We start from the raw sequence: 14,087 nt of genomic DNA, 5'->3' as shown, positions 1-14,087 counted from the left end.
TTCGCAGTGGCATCTGGCCTTGTTGTCCCCTACGTGGGGCAGCCTTCGCCGGTTTCAAGGGGCTTGTGCTGCACACCCCGTTCCCGTGTTGCGGGGTGTCTCGGTTAGAAACCGATACTTATCAAACGTTTCCTATTGTCGGCCGGTGCACTGAAATAGTTGTTAAAGAATGTCATCGGCCATTTCACGACGATCTTTAATCGGTCGAAATTGCCGATTTCGCGTCGTTTTAGGGCGTGCCGGGTGCCGACGCGACCGGCTCGGCCGGCGCGGGCGGCGGTTGCGCGGGCACCGTTGCAGACGCGACAGGCGTCGATGCGTCGGCCGTCGCCGGCTCCGGCGGCGTCGCGGCCGCAGGCGCGTTCATTGCGGCGGCCGATGCCGCGGCGGCCGGTGCCGCGTCGGCGGGCTTGTCGGGCGGTGCGAGCGGGCCGTGCCACAGCAGTTCGATCTGCGCGCCGTTCGGCTCGGTCTGCACGAGCCGCACCGGCAACCAGCCGACCGACGGCGCGAGCCACATGTCGATGCGCCGCGTGTCGCCGTCGCGGCGCGGCAGCCGCATGAAATGTCGCGCCTGCACGACGCCGGCCTGCGTCTGCACCGATTCGTCGCCGATCACGGCGATCGGCCAGTTCTCGCCGCTGTTGTTGTCGATCACGAAGAACTGCTGCGTGACGCCCGGCTTGTACGCGGACGGATTGCCGCGCACGAGGCTCGACAGCTGGATCAGCATGCTGAAGCGGTCCTGCACGCCGTCGGGCAGCGGCGCGTTGTTCGGCGTGCGCGTGAATACGACCTGATGCTGCTCGCGATTGAAGACCGCGATGTCCTCGGGCCGTCGGCCGCGCTTTTCGACGTAGCGGTCGGGCGCGAGGCCGAAGGCGTCGATGCGGCCCTCGCTGCGATAGTCGAACGGCCCGATGAACGGCACGGGCATCGACACCGACAGATCGTACGTGCGTCCGTCGGTGCGCCAGTGGATCGTACCGATCATGTTTTGCATCCCGTTGTAGAACGTGTCGTATTGCAGGTCGCCGGACGGCGGCACCGCAAACTTCACGCCGTGCGACGCGGGGCCGGGCGTGGCCGCGCTGCTTGCGCCCGCGGGAGCCGATGCGGGCTGCGCCGACGATGCGCCGGGTACGCCGCTCGCGGCCGAAGCGGCGGCCGGCGGGGCGCCGTGCGCGTCGGTCTGCGTCGACGTCAAGACCTGCTCCTGCGCCGCTGCGGGTGCCGGCTTGGGCGCGGCCGGCTCAGGCGCGGCTTGCGTAGGCGCCGCGTGCGCAGGCGGCTGCGGCGCGGGCGCGCGCTCGATCGGCTGCGTTTTCAGCAATTCGACCTGGACCGGCACGTCGGCCGGCGGCGTCGGCGTGAACGACTCGCGGTTGCGCGCGAGCCACAGCGCGGCGAGCGCGTGCAGCACGAGCGCGACGACGAGCGCGACGCCCACGCGCCGCCAGCGGCGGAGCGAAGCGGGACGAGGACGGGTGTCGGCGTGCGGCATCGGCAGTCAGAACGGGGTTGGGGCGCGCGACGCGCGCGTCATCGCATGTCGGACCGTCGGATGCGCCGCGCGTTCGCGGCGCGTCGCGCGCATCAGGCGTCGCGCGCGACCGGACTATAGCCGAGTTCGTACGACAGCTTGCGCGCGCATGCGCGCAGCGCGGTGTCGATCTCGCCGCCCCACGCGATGTCGAACGTGCCTTCGTGGCCGAGTGCGACGATCCCGAGCGCGAGTTCGCCGACCGCATCGAACACCGGCATGCAGAACGCGTGAATGGTCGGCAGCAGCATGCCTTCGACGCGTGCGGCCTCGTGCGCGCGCACGTCCGCGAGCATCGCTTCGACCTCGTCGAGCGTGCGCGGCCCGCCGTGATGCGGCGAGCGCCGCGTGTCGGCGAGTTCGCGCTCGAGCATCGCGGCGGTCTTGCTGCGCGGCAGATACGCAGCGAACAGCAGGCCCGTCGCGGAGCCGAGCAGCGGCATCACGTCGCCGAGCTTCAGCGACGCCTTGGCCGGATGGCTCGATTCCATCCAGTGCACGATCGTCGGCCCCTGATTGCCCCATACGGCGATGCCGACCGTCTGGTCGAGCCGATCGCGGAATTCGGTCAGCGCGATACGCGCGAGCTTCACGCCGTCGACGCGCGCGAGCCGCGCGAGCCCCATCTGCAGCGCGAAGCCGCCGAGCTCGTAGCGGCCCGACACAGGGTCCTGCGACACGACGCCGAGCCGCAGGAAGCTCACGAGATAGCGGTGCGCCTTCGCAGGGCTCATGCCCGCGCGCTGCGCGAGATCGCGCAGCATCATCGCGCGCGGCTCGCTCGTCAGCACGTCGAGCAGCCGGAAGCCGACCTCGATCGACTGGATGCCGGAACGCACCTTCTCGCCGTGCTCGCCGGCTGCGGTGTCGTCGGTGTCGGAATCGGCGAGATCGTCGTCGGGAAGCGGGCTGGCGGACATGGAAGCAGGGCGCGGAAACGCGGCAAGGATCGGGACGGAAGCGGCGCGCGATAGGCTCCCGCGCCGCGCGGATTCACCATCGTAAAATAGATTCCCTCCATCGTCACTACAACGGCAGATTCCCCTTATGAAACTTGCTTCGCTGAAGGACGGCACGCGCGACGGCCAGCTGATCGTCGTGTCGCGCGACCTGCACACCGCGGCGATCGCCGACACGATCGCGCCGACGCTGCAGCGCGTCCTCGACGACTGGGCGTTCTACGCGCCGCAGCTGCGCGAGCTGTACGACGCGCTGAATCACGGCCGCGCGCGCCGCGCGTTTCCGTTCGATCCCGCTCACTGCATGGCGCCGCTGCCGCGCGCGTTCCAGTGGGCGGACGGCTCCGCGTACGTGAACCACGTCGAGCTCGTGCGTCGCGCGCGCGGCGCCGAGATGCCGCCCGAGTTCTGGACCGACCCGCTGATGTACCAGGGCGGCAGCGACGATTTCCTCGGTGCGCGCGACGACATCGTGTGTCCGTCCGAAGCGTGGGGCATCGATTTCGAAGCGGAAGTCGCGGTGATCACGGGCGACGTGCCGATGAGCGCCTCGCCGGACGAGGCGTTGAAGGCCGTGCGGCTCGTCACGCTCGTGAACGACGTGTCGCTGCGCAACCTGATTCCGGCCGAGCTCGCGAAGGGATTCGGCTTCTTCCAGAGCAAGCCCGCGACCGCGTTCGCGCCGGTCGCGGTGACGCCGGACGAACTCGGCGACGCGTGGAGCGACGGCCGCGTGCACCGGCCGATGATCGTCCACTGGAACGGCAAGAAGGTCGGCCAGCCCGACGCGGGCACCGACATGGTGTTTCATTTCGGCCAGCTGATCGCGCACGCGGCGAAGACGCGCAATCTGCGTGCGGGCTCGATCGTCGGCTCCGGCACCGTATCGAACAAGGACGCGAAGCGCGGCTACTGCTGCATCGCCGAGAAGCGCTGCCTCGAGACGATCGAGCACGGCGCGCCGCAGACGGAATTCATGCGCTACGGCGACACCGTGCGCATCGAGATGTTCGATCCGGCCGGCAAGTCGATCTTCGGTGCGATCGAGCAATCGGTCGCGCCGCCCGACGGCGTCGCGTGACGCATGCCGTTTCCGGCGACGCACGGTCGCCGGGCCGGCCCGCGCCGGGTTTCGCCCGATGTTTGCACGCGCGGGCTTGGCTACACTCGATTCCACAGCCTCGACCCAGGAGCAGCGCATGGCCGATCTCGCCGCGTACGGCGGTTATCAAGCATTGAAGGTGACGCGCCGCGAACACGGCGTGCTCGACATCGTGATGAGCGGCGAGGGCGCGAATCGCAGCGGCCTCGCGACCGCGAACGCGCAGATGCATCGCGAGCTCGCGGACATCTGGCGCGACGTCGATCGCGATCCCGACACGCGCGTCGCCGTGATTCGCGGCGAAGGCAAGGGCTTCTCGGCGGGCGGCGATCTCGCGCTCGTCGAAGCGATGGCCAACGACTACGACGTGCGCGCCCGCGTGTGGCGCGAAGCGCGCGACCTCGTCTACAACGTGATCAACTGCAGCAAGCCGATCGTGTCCGCGATGCACGGCCCGGCGGTCGGCGCGGGGCTCGTCGCGGGCCTGCTCGCCGACATCTCGATCGCCGCGAAGGATGCGCGGATCATCGACGGCCATACGCGGCTCGGCGTCGCGGCCGGCGATCACGCGGCGATCGTCTGGCCGCTGCTGTGCGGGATGGCGAAGGCGAAGTACTACCTGATGCTCTGCGAGCCCGTGAGCGGCGAAGAGGCGGAGCGCATCGGCCTCGTGTCGCTCGCGGTCGAGCCGGCCGATCTGTTGCCGAAGGCCTACGAAGTGGCCGAGCGGCTCGCGAACGGGTCGCAGTCGGCGATCCGCTGGACGAAGTACGCGCTCAACAACTGGCTGCGCACGGCCGGGCCGACCTTCGATACGTCGCTCGCGCTGGAATTCATGGGCTTTTCGGGGCCCGACGTGCAGGAGGGCCTTCGTTCGCTGCGCGAGCGGCGCCCGCCCGCGTTTCCCGGCGACGCGCCGTTCTGACGCGCGCTATGATCGAAACACGCGATCGCGCTCGGATGCCGGCCGCGTGCTCCCCAGTCCAATCAGGATGCCCGTATGACGACCGATGCCCCCGGCTCCAACCCCTTCGCCGGCTTTGCCGGCTTCAAGCCCGCCGACATGCTCGAGCGCATGTGGGACATGATGCGGATGTCGCCGTTCGGCGCGATGGCGCCGTTTCCGGGTGCCGCGTCCGGGCTGCCGCCGTCGCTGTCGAGCATGTCCGACATGATGGCGCCGCTCACGAACGTCGAGGAGCTCGACAAGCGGATCACCGATCTGCGCGCGGTCGAGCAATGGCTGAAGCTGAACCTCGGGATGCTGCAGTCCGCGATCCAGGCGCTCGAAGTGCAGCGCGCGACGCTCGCGACGCTGCGGGCGTTCGGTGCGTTCGCGCAGAGTTCGATGTCGGCGGCCGAGGATGCGGCCGTCGCGGCCGCCAAGGCCGCGACCGCACCGCTCGGCGAGACCGCGCAGCCGAAGCCGCAGGCGGGCGACGCGTCGGCCGGCGCCGAGGCGCCGCCGGAGCGCGACGCCGCGCAGCAGCCGAATCAGTCGTTCGATCCGGCCGGCTGGTGGAACCTGCTGCAGGCGCAGTTCAATCAACTCGCGAGCCTCGCGATGGCGCAGCCCGGAATGGCGCCCGGTGCGGCGTCGCCCGATGGCGCGGCCGCCGCGGAAGGCGCCGAGGAGCCGGGCGACGCACCGGAGTCCACACCCGAGCCCGCGCCCGCGGCCGCGCCGCGCAAGCCGGCGGCGAAGCGCGCGAAGCCGGCCGGCTCGGCTGCGGCGCGCGCGGCAGCCGCTTCGTCGCCCGAAACGCGTCCGCCGAAACGCGCGACGTGATGCGCGACTAGCAGGCCGATCATGCGACTCGCGCTCGTTCTGATGGGAGGCGGCGCGCGCGCCGCGTATCAGGTCGGCGTGCTGAAGGCACTGGCCGAGATCGCGCGCGAGGCCGATCCGCATCGGCATACGCTGCCGTTCGCGGTCGTGTGCGGATCGTCGGCCGGCGCGATCAACGCGACGTCGATCGCGAGTCACGCGGACGACTTTTCGCACGGCGTGCGGCGATTGCTCGAGTTCTGGGAGCATCTGCGCGCCGACTACGTGTATCGCACCGACTGGCTCGGCATCGCGGCGGCCGGCGCACGCTGGCTCGCGACGATGACGTTCGGCTGGGCCGCGCACCGCTCGCCGCGCGGGCTGCTCGACAACACGCCGCTCGCGCATCTGCTGCAGCGCGAGCTCAGCTTCCACCGGATCGAGCAGATGCTCGAAGCGCGCCTGCTGCACGCGCTCGCGGTGACGGCGCTCAGCTATTCGAGCGGCCGCCACCTGACCTTCTACCAGGCGGCCGAGCCGATCCAGGCATGGCGGCGCGCGCAGCGCACCGCACGGCTCGTCGATCTGTCGGCATCGCACCTGCTCGCCTCGTCGGCGATTCCGTTCGTGTTCCCCGCCGTGCCGCTCGTGCTCGACGGCCAGATCGAATACTTCGGCGACGGCTCGATCCGGCAGATCGCACCGCTGTCTCCTGCGATCCATTTCGGCGCGCAGCGCATCGTCGTCGTCGGCGCTGCCGATCCGCGCCCGGAAATCCCCGCCGCGAACGGTGCGGGCCGCGTGCGCGGCTATCCGACGCTCGCGCAAATCGGCCAGCAGGTGCTCGCGAGCGTGTTCCTCGACTCGATCGGCTCGGACATCGAACGGATCGAGCACATCAACCGGATGATCGAGCACCTGCCGCATCAGGTCGAAGTCGACAGCGGCTGGCGGCACGTCGACGTGCTCGCGATCGCGCCGTCCGAGCGCATCGAGCTGATCGCCGCGAAGCACCTGAAGCAGATGCCGGCGACGATGCGCGGGCTGCTCGGCGCGATCGGCGGCAGCCAGCCGGCCGGTGCGTCGTTCGCGAGCTATCTGCTGTTCGAGGAGCCGTTCACGCGCGAGCTGATCGAGCTCGGCTACCGCGACGGGCGCGCGCAGCGCGACACGCTTGCGGCGTGGATCGCCGCGGCGGATGGCGGCGGAATGGGGAACGGCGGCATGGCGGGCGGTGCGGTGGCGGGCGGCGGCTCGGTAGTCGGCGGCTCCGCGGTCGGCGGCTCGACGGTCGGCGGCTCGGTGGTCGGCAGCTCGGCGGTCCGCGGCGATGCGCCCTCCGGCGTGCCCGCCGCCGCAACACGCGACACCAGCGCGACGGCGCCCGACGCCCGCGTCGGCGACGATCGTGCGGCCGGCGAAATGCGGGTCTGACACGTCACGGTTGCGGATTCGCGACGCGCCACCGCGACCGATCGCCGCACCTGCGCGCCGCTCGACGCGGTGCCCCGCGCGTCGCGGAACGGTCATGCGTGCGTGCTATCATGGCCGCCGCCGAATACACCATATCGAGCAGCCCGCCGCGCCGGCAGCCGTACGGGGAGCCCGTTCGGGCGACCGGAACGGGCGCGGGTTCGCCAGCGAGCCGGCCAGCGCCGGCCCCCCAATTCAGGCACGCGCGGCCGGTTCCGTTCGAGCGGAGCGTGGCGGCGGCGTGTACCACGGCGGCACGCGGCCGCCCGGCTGCCGGACGCGCAAGCAGCGTCCGGGAGGCCGGTTTCCCGCGTAAAATTTGAGTCTTGGCTGCACAAGGCGCGCATGCGCCCGCGCGGCATCAGTCACGTTGAAAGAAGTCGCATTGCGCAGAACAGGGGTGGGACCATCATGAACACCATGCTTTATCCGGAACTTTACCGATCGCTCGAAGCTGTCCGCTGGGACATGGAGAAAGACATTCCTTGGGACAAGTTTGACGCCTCGCTGCTCACCGACGAGCAGGCGAAGACGATCAAGATGAACGCGATCACCGAGTGGTCGGCGCTGCCGGCGACGGAAATGTTCCTGCGCGACAACCAGCACGACAGCGATTTTTCCGCGTTCATGAGCGTGTGGTTCTTCGAGGAACAAAAGCATTCGCTCGTGCTGATGGAATACCTGCGCCGCTTCAAGCCGGAGCTCGTGCCGACCGAGGAAGAACTGCACGCGGTGCGCTTCGAGTTCGACCCGGCGCCGCCGCTCGAGACGCTGATGCTGCACTTCTGCGGCGAAATCCGCCTGAACCACTGGTATCGCTGCGCGGCCGACTGGCACACCGAACCCGTGATCAAGCACATCTACGAGACGATCTCGCGCGACGAAGCGCGTCACGGCGGCGCGTATCTGCGCTACATGAAGAAGGCGCTGAACAACTGCGGCGACGTCGCGCGCGCGGCGTTCGCGAAGATCGGCGTGCTGATGGCGTCGGCGCGCCGCACCGAGAAGCCGCTGCACCCGACGAACCTGCACGTGAACCAGGCGCTGTTCCCGCGCGACACCGTGCAGTCGCGTCTGCCCGATCCGGAATGGCTCGAGCGCTGGCTCGACGAGCAGATCCGCTTCGACGGCGAGTGGGAGAAGAAGGTCGTCGACCGCATCCTGCACAACCTGTCGATCCTGTTCGAGCGCACGTTCGCGACCGCGCAGGAACTGAACCGTTACCGCAAGGAAGTCACGAACCGTCTGCAGTCGGAAAGCGGTTCGTCGTCCGCGCAACCGGCCTGACGGCCGTCGCGGCGCGGCAGCGGGCGCATCCGCTCGGCCCGCGCGGCGCCCGCGATCCGAAGCCCGTCCGGCCTGCCCGACGGGCTTTTTCTCTGGCATCGCGCGGGCCGCTCCCGTCTGCCGCGCGCAGGACGTCCCGCTCGATCCGTTCCATCCCATCCGCCCGACTTTCATCATGCCCGCTTCCTTCGAACGCAAGCTGATCACCCGCGACGCACTCGTCGCGCTGCGCGCATCGCTGCCGTCGCCCGTCGTCTTCACGAACGGCGTGTTCGACATCCTGCATCGCGGCCACGTCACCTATCTCGCCGATGCGAAGGCGCTCGGCGCGTGCCTGATCGTCGGCGTGAACAGCGACGCGTCGGTGCGCATGCTCGGCAAGGGCGACGACCGCCCGATCAACCGCGAAGACGACCGGATGGCGCTGCTCGCGGCGCTGGAAAGCGTCGACTGGGTCGTGAAGTTCGAGGAAAAGACGCCGGTGTCGCTGATCGAAGCGGTTCATCCGGACATCCTCGTGAAGGGCGGCGACTACGACATGGACGCGCTGCCCGAATCGGCGCTCGTGCGCGGCTGGGGCGGCCGCGCGCTCGCGATTCCGTTCGAGCACGATCGCTCGACGACCGCGCTGTTGAAGAAGGTGCGCGCGCAACAGTGACGCCCGCGCGCTAGCGCGGCGACGACGCGGCCAGCGGCTCCGTCGCCACGGCCGGCGGCGCGATCGGCCCGCCGACGACCGGTTGATCGGTCGCTTGCGCAAGCGGTGTCGCGCGCAGCGCATCGGCGCGTACCTGGCGCGCGACTACGCCCGGTTCGCGCGCGCCGGCGGCCGGCCGCGGCCCGACCATCTCGGTCGCGAGCGCGAACGCGATCAGGTTGGCGAGAAAGAGAACAGCGATCAGCCAGCGCAGCATCGTCGAAACTCCCTGTCGTCATTCAGTTGAAGCGGCCCCGTGCGGCCGGTTTTCGTCCGCGTCGCGGCTGCGGCACGCGTACGCGGCCCGTCAGTCCTGCGCGCTCGCTTCGGCGGCAATCAGTGCGAGGCCGGACAGGATCAGCGCGTCGTGCCGCGTATGCGGCAGCGTCAGCGCGCGCGCGATCTCGTCGGCCGCGCCGCCCGCCAGCACGAGCCGCACCGGTGCCTGCCAGGCCGCCGCGAGATCGCGCCACGCGCGCTCGATCAGCCCCGCCTGCGCGTAGAGGCAGCCGGCCGACAGCGAGCGCGGCGTGTCGACCTGGAACGGCTGCGCCTGTGCATCGGCGAGCAGGCCGCTCGCGATGTCGGTCGTCAGCGTCGGCAACTGCGCGGTATGCGTGCCGAGCGCGCGCATCATCAGCGCCCAGCCCGGCGCGATCAGTCCGCCGGTGAAACGGCCGTCCGCGCGCAGCGCCTCGAGCGTCGTCGCGGTGCCGAACGTCGCGATCAGCAGATGTTCGTCCGGAAACGCGGCGCGTGCGCCGATCAAGCCGGCCCAGCGATCGCTGCCGAGCTGTTCCGGCGTCGTGTAGCCGTTCGTCACGCCGCATTGCGCGGACTGCGACCGGATCGTCGTGCGCGGCAGCCCCGGCCAGCGGGCATCGAGCAGCGCGTCGAGCCGCGCGCCGACATCGGCGCCCGCCACGTTCGAGATCCATGCGCCGCGCGGACGCGGCAGGTCGGCCCAGTCGGGATCGGCGCCGCCGTCGCGCGTATGGCCGAACGCGCCGGTGCGCACCAGCGTGCGCTGCGCATCGGCGAGCGCCCATTTGATGCGGCTGTTGCCGGCATCGATCAGCAGATGCGGTTCGCTCATTGCGCTTCGCGCAGCGACACGTCGCCCGCCGCGATCGCCTGAATGCCGTTCGGCGTGTCGAGCAGCAGCTGGCCGGCCGCATCGATGCCGGTCGCGATGCCGCGCGCGCGTTCGACGCCCTGTTCGAGCAGCACGACTTCGCGGCCCGCGTATGCGTGCAGCGCATGCCAGCGCGGCAGGAACGGCGCGAGCCCGTCGGTCGCGAACTGCGCGAGTGCGGGCGTGAGCGCGTTCAGCGACGCGGCGAGCGTATCGGTGAGGTTTGCGCTTGCGCACGCCATCGACAGGGCGGCCGGCGGCAGTCCGCTCGCCAATGCGGCTTCGCGCGCGCGCAGTGCGTCGACCTGCGCGGCGACGGCTTCCGCGCCGCGCACGTTGATGCCGAAGCCGATCACGACGGCGGTGGCGTCGGCGGTGGTCCACACGGTTTCGATCAGGATCCCGGCGAGCTTGCCGACGATGCGCGACGTGCCGCCGTCGTCGGCGGCCGTCAGCAGCAGGTCGTTCGGCCATTTGAGCGCGACGCGCGAGCGTGCGTCGAGCGGCAGCGTCGCGAGACCTTCCGCGAGCGCGACGCCGATCGCGATGCTGAGGCCGCCGAGCGCCTCGACGGGGCGCGGGACGATGCAGCCGACCGAACACAGCAGCGCATTGCCCGGTTGCGCGAACCACGGCCGGCCTTGGCGGCCGCGGCCGGCCGTCTGCTCGAACGCGACGCGCACGAGCGGCGCGGGCAGTGCGTGCGCGGTGCGCGGCAGCGTCTTCAGGCGGGCGGCGAGGTCGGCGTTGGTCGAGCCGGTCGCGGCGACGATGTCGAGCGGCCACGCGCGCGGCGCGGCGTCCAGGTGCGCGTCGAGCCGGCTGCGCGCGATGTGTGCGCCGTCGGTGTCGGGCGTGTCGGGGGAGGTGGGGGTGTTCATGGCGCTTATTGTAGCGACCAGCGGCGGATTGCCGGCGGGAGCCGACTGCGCATCCGCTTCGCCTTCTCGAGAGCCGGCATCGCCGTTCGTCGTGATTTCGGCGAAAGGCGATCATGGAATCGGGCTCGCTTTCATTTGCGGGACCAGCGGAGGATCGACCGATCGCGCGACACGCATTCGAATCAGCGCAGTCGGCGTTGCGGCGCGATCGGCGCGCGGCGCGGCGCCAATCGACTCGCCCGATGCGCCGCGCGCCTTGTCACAGCGCCGCCGCGCTAACCGCTTACGGCCCCACTACCGGATGCTTCAACGCATGCGCGGTCTCGATCCACTGCGCATGGAACGCGTCCGCATCGGGCCGCAGCCCCAGTTCGCCGTTGCGATAGGCCATCGCGAGCGTCTGCACGGCCTCCGGCAGCTCGTGCTCGGCCGCGCGCCGATAGAGCGCGAGCGCGCGCGCTTCGTCGCGCGGCACGCCGCTGCCGTCGCGATAGGCGTTCGCGAGCATGAAATCCGCGGCCGGGATTTCCGCTTGCGACGCGATTTCGAACCAGCGCGCGGCCTGCACGGGATCGGCCGCCGTGCCGTAGCCGCTGCGATAGATCAGGCCGAGGTAGTACGCGGCGGCCGCGTCGCCGTGCTCGGCCGCGGCGCCGAGCAGCGCGCGGGCGCGTGCATAGTCCTTCGGCATGTCGCCGCTGCCGAGCAGCAGCGCCTTGCCGAGCGCCAACTGCGCGCGCCGCGCGGCCGGTGCGTTATCGGCGCCTTGCGCCTGCGCGGCCGTTTCCAGCCAGCCGCGCCCTTCGTCGCGCAGCCCCGCTTCGCGCGCGTCGACGAGCGCGATGCCGAGTGCCGCCTGCGCGGCGCCCGAACCCGCGCGGGCGAGATCGCGCAAACGCGCGAGCGCATGCGGCTCGGCGGCCTGCGCGACCATCGCCTGCCATTCGTCGAGTTGCGCGGCGCTCGGCGTGAGGGCGGTCGTGCCGCGCCAGCCGGCGGCCGCGACCGCGATGGCGACGGTTGCTGCGGCCGCCGCGAGCAGCGCGGCGGGCGGCAGCTTCACGCGCAGCAGGCGCCGTGCCGCGGGGGCGAAGCCGGATTCGGCCGGCCGCATCGTCCGGATCGGTTGCATCGCGTGCCTCATTGCGTCAGGTCGATCTCGTAGGTCGCCAGGTTCTTGCCGGAGCCGTCGTCGGCCGCAACCTGCGTGATGCCGGTCAGGCCGGCCGCGGTGGCGTCCGCGACGCGGTTCGGCGCCGATGCGAACCGCACGTGCGCGACCGAGCTCGCGAGCTTCGTGAAGCGCCAACTGCGATGCGAGCCGTCGGTCGCGCGCGCGATCGTGCCGCGCTGCTTGATGTACGCGATCAGCACGTCGCGGTTCGCGTCCGGCGACGCAAAGATCGTCTTGCTGCCGTCGAGACCCGGAAAGTTGCCGCCGCCGCTCGCGCGGTAGTTGTTCGTCGCGACGATGAACTCGGCGTTCGGATCGATCGGTGCGCCCTTGTACGTCAGGTTCCGGATCCGGCTGCCGACCGGCTGCGTGACGTCGATCTCGTACTTGAGGTCCGTCGACGTGAACATGTCGAAGTTGTAGCCGGGGAAGCTGCTGACGAGCGGCTGCACGGTCGCCTGGGTGGGATCGATCGTGTTGAAGCGCTTCGCGGCCGTCTCGAGCCAGTTCTTCACGTCGGCGCCGTTTACCTTCACCGCGTACACCGTATTCGGATAGAGGTAGAGGTCGGCCGCGTTGTTGATCGCGAGCGCGCCCGGCGCGACGTCGGTGTAGTCGCTGCCGCCGCCGAAGCCGCTCTTGAACGGCGCGCTGACCGACAATACCGGCAGCGCCGCGTATTGCGGCAGGTTCGCCTGCACGTAGCGCGCGACGTAGTCGGCCTGCGCGTCGTTGACGATCTGGATCGCGCCCGGATCGCCGACGTCCGCGAAATACGTGTTCATCCGGTAGTCGGTCGAGCCGATCGGCGTCTTCACGTAGTCGATGGTCGCCTGATGTTCGGCTGCGATCGCGGCCGATACCGACGGATCGGCGGCGACGTAGCTCTTGTCCGCGTTCTGGATCGGGCGTGCCTCGACGGTCGTCTGCGACTTGTCGACGGTCCACGTCTTGCCGTCGAACTTCAGGCCGAGCTTGATCACGCCGAGGTGCTTGCCCCAGTAGTTCGCCATCACGGTCGGCACGCCGTTGACGGTGCCCTTCACCTTGTCGACGCCGGGCAGGTTGAACTGCGGCACGGTGCTCGTTGCGTCGGGGAACACCTGGTGCGAGTGGCCGATCAGCATCGCGTCGATGCCGGGCACGGTCGACAGCCACCAGCTGCCGTTTTCCATCGTCGGCGAATAGGCGGAATTGTCGAGGCCGCCGTGCGAGATTGCGACGATCAGCTCGGCGCCCTTCGCGCGCATCTCGGGGATGTACTTCTGCGCGGCTTCCTTCAGCCCCGTTGTGTAGACCTTGCCGTCGAGCCAGCGCTTGTCCCAGTTCATGATCGCGGGCGGCGTGAAGCCGATGATGCCGACCTTCACCGGCGCGTTGACGGTCTTGCCGTCGGGCGTGGTCGCCGTCAGCGTGCGCGTGAGGATCGTGTACGGCGCGAACAGCGGCTCGCCGGTCTTCGCGCTGATCACGTTCGCGAGCACCTGCGGGAAGTTCGGCCCCGCGCACTTCTTCTGCTGTGCGGGGGCAGGCAGCCCGTCGACGTCGAACGTGCTGCCGGTCACCTGCGACAGATACGGCAGCCCGTAGTTGAATTCGTGATTGCCGATCCCGCCGCCGTCGAATTTGGCCGCGTTCATCACCTTGTAGATCGCGAGCGTCTGATCGCAGCCGATCGGCTTCACGAGCGCCTGATAGTCGGACAGCGCGGTACCCTGAATCGTGTCGCCGTTGTCGAGCAGCAGCGTGTTCGGATACTGCGCACGCGCCTGCGCGATCAGCGTCGACACGCGCTCGAAGCCGAGCGAGTTGTCGGCGGCGAGCTTGAAGTAGTCGTACGACAGCACGTTGGTGTGCAGGTCGGTCGTCTCGAGCACGGCCAGCGTCGCGGTCGTGCCGGCCGGCGCCTGCGCCGGCTGCTGCGACGCGGGCGGCGACGTGACGTCGTCGCCGCCGCATGCGGCGAGGGTGAACGCGACGCTCGCGAGCGCGGCGGCGGCCGGCACGCGACGGCGGGGAAGCGCGGGGAATCGCATCGAATGTCCTGTTGGGTGTTTTATCGTGACGA

At 70.1% G+C, this 14,087-nt stretch carries 13 protein-coding genes; 6 read left to right on the top strand and 7 right to left on the bottom strand.

The features are described 5' to 3' along the window. Window positions 1-229 precede the first annotated feature (229 nt). On the bottom strand, window positions 230-1,504 hold the full coding sequence (locus ACSHSS_RS04430; RefSeq protein ID WP_212160140.1) for a DUF3108 domain-containing protein: 1,275 nt from the start codon (window positions 1,502-1,504) through the stop codon (window positions 230-232). Between the two features lie 92 nt (window positions 1,505-1,596). Beyond that, window positions 1,597-2,463: an IclR family transcriptional regulator gene (locus ACSHSS_RS04425; protein ID WP_012212625.1), complete on the bottom strand. Its 867-nt coding sequence runs from the start codon at window positions 2,461-2,463 to the stop codon at window positions 1,597-1,599. Between the two features lie 127 nt (window positions 2,464-2,590). Between ACSHSS_RS04425 and ACSHSS_RS04420 the strand changes: the two genes are divergently transcribed. The 6 genes from ACSHSS_RS04420 (at window position 2,591) to rfaE2 (ending at window position 8,790) form a co-directional block, all read left to right on the top strand. Further along, window positions 2,591-3,583 carry a fumarylacetoacetate hydrolase family protein gene (locus ACSHSS_RS04420; RefSeq protein ID WP_053296785.1) on the top strand — a complete coding sequence of 331 codons (993 nt, stop codon included), beginning with the start codon at window positions 2,591-2,593 and terminating at the stop codon, window positions 3,581-3,583. Window positions 3,584-3,701: 118 nt separating this feature from the next. Beyond that, window positions 3,702-4,529, top strand: a complete 828-nt coding sequence (locus tag ACSHSS_RS04415) for an enoyl-CoA hydratase/isomerase family protein (RefSeq protein WP_006398125.1) — start codon at window positions 3,702-3,704, stop codon at window positions 4,527-4,529. 75 nt (window positions 4,530-4,604) lie between these two features. Beyond that, window positions 4,605-5,393 carry a PhaM family polyhydroxyalkanoate granule multifunctional regulatory protein gene (locus tag ACSHSS_RS04410; protein WP_088925175.1) on the top strand — a complete coding sequence of 263 codons (789 nt, stop codon included), beginning with the start codon at window positions 4,605-4,607 and terminating at the stop codon, window positions 5,391-5,393. A 21-nt stretch (window positions 5,394-5,414) separates the two neighbouring features. Then, the gene (locus ACSHSS_RS04405) at window positions 5,415-6,806 is read left to right on the top strand and encodes a patatin-like phospholipase family protein (protein WP_212160135.1); all 1,392 of its coding nucleotides are present in this window, start codon (window positions 5,415-5,417) and stop codon (window positions 6,804-6,806) included. 450 nt (window positions 6,807-7,256) lie between these two features. Further along, window positions 7,257-8,132, top strand: a complete 876-nt coding sequence (locus tag ACSHSS_RS04400) for a ferritin-like domain-containing protein (protein WP_012212630.1) — start codon at window positions 7,257-7,259, stop codon at window positions 8,130-8,132. Between the two features lie 175 nt (window positions 8,133-8,307). Continuing rightward, entirely contained in the window at window positions 8,308-8,790 is a 483-nt protein-coding gene (gene rfaE2 / locus ACSHSS_RS04395; RefSeq protein WP_006398130.1) for a D-glycero-beta-D-manno-heptose 1-phosphate adenylyltransferase, read from the top strand. 10 nt (window positions 8,791-8,800) lie between these two features. On the opposite strand, the gene ACSHSS_RS04390 is transcribed toward rfaE2, so the two are convergent. The 5 genes from ACSHSS_RS04390 to ACSHSS_RS04370 form a co-directional block, all read right to left on the bottom strand. Continuing rightward, entirely contained in the window at window positions 8,801-9,046 is a 246-nt protein-coding gene (locus tag ACSHSS_RS04390) for a hypothetical protein (RefSeq protein ID WP_006409905.1), read from the bottom strand. A gap of 90 nt (window positions 9,047-9,136) precedes the next feature. Beyond that, window positions 9,137-9,925: a type III pantothenate kinase gene (locus tag ACSHSS_RS04385; RefSeq protein WP_105796721.1), complete on the bottom strand. Its 789-nt coding sequence runs from the start codon at window positions 9,923-9,925 to the stop codon at window positions 9,137-9,139. Continuing rightward, window positions 9,922-10,845 (bottom strand): biotin--[acetyl-CoA-carboxylase] ligase, encoded by a 924-nt coding sequence (locus ACSHSS_RS04380; protein ID WP_006409904.1) that lies wholly within the window; start codon window positions 10,843-10,845, stop codon window positions 9,922-9,924. The genes ACSHSS_RS04385 and ACSHSS_RS04380 overlap by 4 nt, the downstream gene beginning before the upstream one ends. 283 nt (window positions 10,846-11,128) lie before the next feature. After that, on the bottom strand, window positions 11,129-11,977 hold the full coding sequence (locus ACSHSS_RS04375) for a tetratricopeptide repeat protein (RefSeq protein ID WP_212160131.1): 849 nt from the start codon (window positions 11,975-11,977) through the stop codon (window positions 11,129-11,131). Window positions 11,978-11,985: 8 nt separating this feature from the next. Beyond that, window positions 11,986-14,055 carry a bifunctional 2',3'-cyclic-nucleotide 2'-phosphodiesterase/3'-nucleotidase gene (locus tag ACSHSS_RS04370; RefSeq protein WP_212160127.1) on the bottom strand — a complete coding sequence of 690 codons (2,070 nt, stop codon included), beginning with the start codon at window positions 14,053-14,055 and terminating at the stop codon, window positions 11,986-11,988. Window positions 14,056-14,087 lie beyond the last annotated feature (32 nt).

It is taken from the genome of Burkholderia sp. BC1 (assembly GCF_052683555.1).
This window is presented reverse-complemented; position numbering and strand designations above follow the sequence as displayed.